The 6,343-nt window shown below is 63.3% G+C and carries 4 protein-coding genes; 1 reads left to right on the forward strand and 3 read right to left on the reverse strand.

Features of this window, described 5'->3' with window-relative positions; genetic code table 11:
• Positions 1-46: 46 nt before the first annotated feature.
• Both OC610_RS18730 and OC610_RS18735 read right to left on the reverse strand, forming a co-directional pair.
• Complete coding sequence (locus OC610_RS18730) at positions 47-322, reverse strand: peptidylprolyl isomerase (RefSeq protein WP_019690952.1); 276 nt, start codon at positions 320-322, stop codon at positions 47-49.
• A 48-nt stretch (positions 323-370) separates the two neighbouring features.
• Positions 371-2,908, reverse strand: coding sequence for a PAS domain-containing protein (locus OC610_RS18735; RefSeq protein ID WP_264429756.1), 2,538 nt, complete (start codon positions 2,906-2,908; stop codon positions 371-373).
• A 133-nt stretch (positions 2,909-3,041) separates the two neighbouring features.
• Between OC610_RS18735 and OC610_RS18740 the strand changes: the two genes are divergently transcribed.
• Positions 3,042-4,160 carry a PilT/PilU family type 4a pilus ATPase gene (locus OC610_RS18740; protein ID WP_198795716.1) on the forward strand — a complete coding sequence of 373 codons (1,119 nt, stop codon included), beginning with the start codon at positions 3,042-3,044 and terminating at the stop codon, positions 4,158-4,160.
• A gap of 134 nt (positions 4,161-4,294) precedes the next feature.
• On the opposite strand, the gene OC610_RS18745 is transcribed toward OC610_RS18740, so the two are convergent.
• Positions 4,295-6,250 (reverse strand): acetoacetate--CoA ligase, encoded by a 1,956-nt coding sequence (locus OC610_RS18745; RefSeq protein ID WP_264429757.1) that lies wholly within the window; start codon positions 6,248-6,250, stop codon positions 4,295-4,297.
• Between the last annotated feature and the right edge of the window lie 93 nt (positions 6,251-6,343).

The raw sequence follows: 6,343 nt of genomic DNA on the forward strand, positions 1-6,343 counted from the left end.
GGCGCAGCGGGAGCAGGCTCCCTCTCAACAGGGGCCTGGCATTGCTTCAATCCCTATAAAACACCTGAACCAAGTGATAGCCAAACTTGCTCTTGATCGGCCCATGCACCACCCGCAGCGGTTTCTTGAAGATCACTGCATCGATGGCGCCGACCATTTGCCCGGGCCGCACTTCACCCAGGTCACCGCCGCGCTTGCCGGAGGGGCAGGTGGAGTATTTCTTCGCCAACACGTCGAAAGCCTCGCCCTTGGCGATGCGTTGCTTGAGCTGTTCGGCTTCTTCGGCGGTTTTCACCAGGATATGGCGGGCTTGGGCTTTCATTGCGGCACAGACCTGAACGGGGCAAAAGGGCGGCGATTATGCCTCAAGTCAGTGGCCATGGTTGATCATCGTCCGAATCTTGTTGGCCAGCAGATCAAGGCTGAAAGGCTTGGCGACCATGTCCATGCCCTGGTCCAGGAACCCTTGGCGCTCGGTGGCTTTCTGCGCGTATCCGGTCATGAACAGCACTTTCAAATCGGGCCGATGCTGACGGGCAATCTCCGCCAATTGCCGGCCGTTCATGCCCGGCAGGCCGACGTCGGTCACCAGCAAGTCGATGCGTTGCTCGGATTCCAACAACTCCAGCGCCCGCTTGGCGTCCTCGGCTTCGAGGGCGGTGTAGCCCAGGGTGGCGAGCAGATCGAGCACCAGCATGCGCACCGCCGGTTCGTCTTCCACCAGCAACACGGTTTCTCCCGCCATGGCCGCCGGTGCGTCGGTGACTGACGGTTCTGTCGGCTGCTCAGCCGGCGCGACATGCAAGCGCGGCAGGTACAACTGCACCCGGGTGCCTTGGCCCGGCACGCTGTCCAGGCTCAGGTGGCCGCCGGACTGCTGGGCAAAGCCATAAATCATCGACAGCCCCAGGCCGGTGCCCTGGCCGATGGGCTTGGTGGTGAAAAACGGGTCGAAGGCTTTTGCCAGCACGGCGGGGGTCATGCCGCTGCCGTTGTCGCGCACCGCGATCATCACGTAATCCCCGGCCTTCACCGGCTCCAGCGTGCTGATGTCACTGCCGTCGAGGTAGACGTTGGCGGTTTCGATGGTCAACTCGCCGCCGTCAGGCATGGCGTCCCGGGCATTGATCACCAGGTTGAGCAGGGCATTTTCCAACTGGCTGGCGTCGGTGCTGACGGGCCACAGCTCGCCGGCCAATTGCAGCCGCAGCACAATATGGTCGCCGGTGGTGCGGCTCAGCAGGTCTTCGAGTGAGTGCACCAGCGTGTTGGCATCCAATGGCTTGCGGTCCAGCGACTGGCGTCGGGAGAAGGCCAGCAGGCGATGGGTGAGGGCGGCGGCACGGTTGGCCGAGGAAATCGCCGCTTCGGTAAAGCGACCGATCTCGGCGGCACGACCGGCAGCGATGTAGCGCTGCATGAGGTCGAGGCTGCCGAGAATACCGGTGAGCATGTTGTTGAAGTCATGGGCGATACCGCCGGTGAGCTGCCCCACCGCTTCCATTTTCTGCGCATGGCGCAGCGCTTCCTCGGCCCGCTCGCGCTCGAACATCTCGCTTTGCAAACGGTGGTTGGCCTCGGCGAGTTGCTGGGTGCGGGCGATCACCCGTTCTTCCAGCGTTTCGTTGAGGTTGCGCAGGGCTTCCTCGGTTTTCTTGCGCTCGGTCTCGTCGATTACAAAGATGTAGAAGCCATTCACCGAGCCGTCACCGCCCCGGCGCGGCAGGTAGTTGATCAGCGCATGACGCGGCCGCCCGTCGCGGTGGGCCGACTCAGCGGTGAAGCTGCACGGCTTGCCTGCCAGGGCGTCGGCGATCTGTACGGCGCGGGCGGCGTAGGCTTCCTCGCCGATGACTTCGCGAACGGTCTTGCCGTAAAGCTCCTGCGGGGTCAGGCCATACCAGTTCAGGTAGGCACTGTTGTTCAGCCGGAAACGTTCTTCGCGGTCGACATAACTGATGAGTATCGGCATCGCGTTGATGATCAGTTGCAGCTCGGTCTGGCTCTGGCGCAGCGCATGTTCGGTACGCTTGCGCTCGGTCAGGTCCAGGGCCGCGCCGAGAAAGCGCTTGGGCCGGCCATGGCGATCCTTGTAGCAGCGCCCGCGCACGAATACCCAGCGCAACTCGCCGTTGGGCTGCAGCAGGCGATACTCCTCGGCGTATTCGGTGCCATGGGTGATGCAATGCTTGATGCTGCGCGCGACCATCGCCCGGTCTTCGGGGTGGACGCCTTCGAGATAGGCGCTGATGGGCAACTGGCGCGACAGGTTCGGGTCGACGCCATGGAGCAGGGCGAAATGCGCGTCGGCAATGAAGCGATCCTCGCTGATGTCCCAATCCCAGGTGCCCAGCGCATCGGTGGCCGCCAAGGCCAGTTGCAGGCGTTCTTCGCTTTCCTGCTGGGCCTTGAGGCTGGCTTCGGAGCGCCGTTCGAATTCCTGGGCCAGGCGTCGCCGTTCGCTGGTCTCGATGGCGGTGACCAGGATGCCGGCCACGCTGCCGCGTTCGTCGTGCACGGGGCTGTAGGTCAGGTCCAGCCAGACATCACAGAGGCGGCCGCCAAACGGCATGCGCCAGCGCTGGTCGCGGCAGGTGCGCATGCGGCCTTGCAACACGCCGTGATAAATCCTTTCGGTTTCGCCCCGTAGCTCCGGCCAGGCCGTGTGGGTGGGCTGGCCGAACGCCCTGGGGTGCTTGTCGCCGACCAGCCGGGCGTAGGCGTCGTTGTACAGATGGATCAGCTGCGGCCCCCACAGCACCGCCATCGGCATGGGCGAATGGAGCACGATGTCCACGGCGGTGCGCAGGCTCTGGGGCCAGGTTTCGCTGGCGCCCAGCGGGCTGGTGGTCCAGTCCAGGCGGGCGATCAACTGCTGTGTGTCGCTGCTGGCGGGTATTGCGTTCATCACGGGAGTCCCTGGATGTCATGTCGATGCTGCGGCTTCTACTATCCTCTGAAGAAGTTAAGCGCGGGTTGATCTGAAGTTTTTCTGGCTCGGGTCAGCGTGTCCATTGAAGTTCGCGGATGTTTTTATGGCCATGGAAATTGATCCTTTGTTACGAATCCTGGCAAGCCAGGACGGCTCCGACCTCTACATGTCCACCGGCGCGCCGCCCTGCGCGCGTTTCGAAGGTGTGCTCAAGCCGCTGAGCAACCAGGCGTTCAAGGTCGGCGACATCGCCGGGCTTGCCGAGTCATTGATGGACGCCGAACAGCGCCTTGAGTTCGATCGGGAACTGGAAATGAACCTGGCGATTTCCCTGGCCGGCGTCGGACGCTTCCGCGTCAACATCTTCAAGCAGCGCAATGACGTGTCCATGGTCATACGCAACGTCAAGCTGGACATCCCGCGCTTCGAAGACCTGAAACTGCCCAAGGTGCTGCTTGAGACCATCATGCACAAGCAAGGGTTGATGCTGTTCGTCGGCGCCACGGGTTCGGGCAAATCGACGTCGCTGGCGGCGCTGATCGATTACCGCAACCGCAACAGCAGCGGCCACATCATCACCATCGAGGATCCGGTGGAATATATTCACCGGCACAAGAAATCCATCGTCAACCAGCGGGAAGTGGGCGTGGATACCCGCAGCTTCCACGCCGCCCTCAAGAACACCTTGCGCCAAGCGCCGGATGTGGTGCTGATCGGCGAAATTCGCGACCGTGAAACCATGGAACATGCCTTGGCCTTCGCCGACACCGGCCATCTGGTGATCTCCACCTTGCATGCCCACAACGCCAACCAGGCCCTGGACCGGGTGATCAATTTTTTTCCGGAGGAACGCCGGGCGCAACTGCTTCACGACTTGGGCAACAACCTCAAGGCCTTCGTCTCCCAGCGCCTGGTACGCACCCGCACCGGCCAGCGGCGGGCGGCGGTGGAAGTCATGCTCGGCTCGCCCACGGTGGCCGACCTGATCCGGCGCAACGAGCTGGGTGAGCTCAAGGGCATCATGGAGAAATCCGAAGAACTGGGCATGCAGACGTTCGACCAAGCGTTGTTCAACCTGGTGGTGGAAGGGGCGATCGATGAAGAAGAGGCGTTGAAAAATGCCGATTCGGCGAACAATTTGCGCTTGCGGCTCAAGCTCCATGCGGAGTCGGGGGCGGCGCCACCGGCTGATCCGTCGGCGGGCGGGGAATGGGGGCTTATGGACTGATCGATTCGTAGCGCAGCCGCGTTATCGTTCATCGCGAGCAAGCTCGCTCCCACAGGGGACTGTTTGCACCCAAGATCCCTTGTGGGAGCGAGCTTGCTCGCGATGAGGCCCTCAAGCCCAGCGAAACATTCAGATCAGCTCGCCAGCTCCACCCGCCCACGAAACTGCTCCAACGCCTCGGGGTTAGCCAGTGCATCGGTGTTCTTGACCGCCTCGCCATGCACCACATTGCGCACCGCCAGCTCCACCACCTTGCCGCTGATGGTCCGCGGAATATCGCTGACCGCGAGGATCTTCGCTGGCACATGACGCGGTGTGGTGTTGGCGCGGATGACCTGGCGAATCTTCTGCTCCAAGGCGTCATCCAGCACCACGCCATCGCGCAGGCGCACGAACAGCACCACCCGCACATCCCCCTGCCATTGCTGGCCGATGGCGACGCTGTCGAGGACCTCTTCGACTTTTTCCACCTGCCGATAGATTTCCGCTGTGCCGATGCGCACCCCTCCAGGGTTGAGCACCGCGTCGGAGCGTCCGTGGATCAGCAGGCCGCCGTGGGGCAGTTCTTCGGCGTAGTCCCCCTGGGCCCAGACGCCGGGAAACTGGCTGAAATAGGAGGCGCGAAGTTTTTCCTGGTGGGGATCGTTCCACAGCCCGATGGGCATCGCCGGGAAATGCCGGGTGCACACCAGTTCGCCTTTTTCGCCCACCACCGCTTCGCCGGCCTCGTTCCAGACTTGCACCGCCATGCCCAGGCTCTTGCCCTGCATTTCTCCCCGGCGCACCGGGGCCAACGGGTTGCCGTTGACGAAGCACGACACGATGTCGGTGCCGCCGGACATCGAGGCCAGGCACACGTCGGCCTTGAAGTCGCGGTAGACATAATCGTAACTGTGGGGCGCCAGGGCCGAGCCGGTGGACAGGATGGTCCTGAGGCTGCCCAGGTCGTGGGTCTGGCGTGGCTTGATGCCCTGGCTTTCCAGGGCGGCCAGGTATTTGGGGCTGGTGCCGAACACGCTGACGCGTTGCCGGTCGATCAGGTCGAGCAGGCGCTCCGGGCCGGGGTGGAACGGCGAGCCGTCATACAGCACCACCGCGCAGCCTACCGCCAGCGCCGACGCCAGCCAGTTCCACATCATCCAGCCGCAAGTGGTGTAGTAAAACAGCCGGTCTTCGGGGCCCAGGTCCACGTGCAAACCGTGCTCCTTGGCATGTTGCAGCAGCACGCCGCCGGTGCCGTGGACGATGCACTTCGGCACGCCGGTGGTGCCGCTGGAATAGAGAATGTACAGCGGGTGATCGAACGGCACGGGCGTGAACACCGGCTCGCCGCCCCGTTGGTAGAAACCGTCCCACAGCGCCACGCGGGCCGCGGTCTTGAAGTCTTCGATGAGGGCATCGGGCTGGGCGTAGGGCAGCACGATCAATTGTTGCAGCGACGGTAGCCGTTCGAGGATCTCGTTGACCTTGGGCCGCTGGTCGATGGTTTTCCCGGCATAGCGATAGCCGGCGCAGGTGATCAGCACCTTGGGCTCGATCTGGCCGAACCGGTCAATCACGCCCTGGGTGCCGAAGTCCGGCGACGAGCACGACCAGATGGCGCCCAGGCTGGTGGTGGCGAGCATGCCCACCAACGTTTGCCAGGTGTTGGGCATGCAGGCGGCGACCCGATCGCCCTGGGTCACGCCGACGGCTTTCAGGCTTTGTTGCAAGCCGGCGACATGGGCGGCGAGATCGGCCCAGGTCAGTTGCTCTTCGTCGCCGTTTTCACTGACGGCTACCACCGCCACGGCACTGTCGCGGCGGCGCAGCAGGTGTTCGGCAAAATTCAGCGTCGCCCCTGGAAACCAGCGGGCACTGGGCATTTGCGGGCCTTCTTCGAGCACCGCACTAGGCGCTTGCTGGAAGCGAATCTCGAAGAAGTCAACGATGGCCTGCCAGAAGGCTTCGCGCTGCTCGATGCTCCAGGCGTGCAGGGTTGGGTAGTCGTTGAGTTGCAGCAAGTGCCGTTCGTTGACGAACCGGCGAAAGGCATCCATTCGCGACTGGGCGATGCGTTCGGGGCTGGGTTGCCAGAGGATGTCGGACATGGTTTGCCTCTTGTTTTGGGGCCTGCAAATAGTTCAGCACAAGGCGCCGGATGTGGCGAGGAGCGCTTCTGTGGCGAGGGAGCTTGCTCCCGC

Origin of the sequence: Pseudomonas agronomica (assembly GCF_025917275.1) — a bacterium.
In the GTDB taxonomy this organism is placed as follows: Bacteria; Pseudomonadota; Gammaproteobacteria; order Pseudomonadales; family Pseudomonadaceae; genus Aquipseudomonas; species Aquipseudomonas agronomica.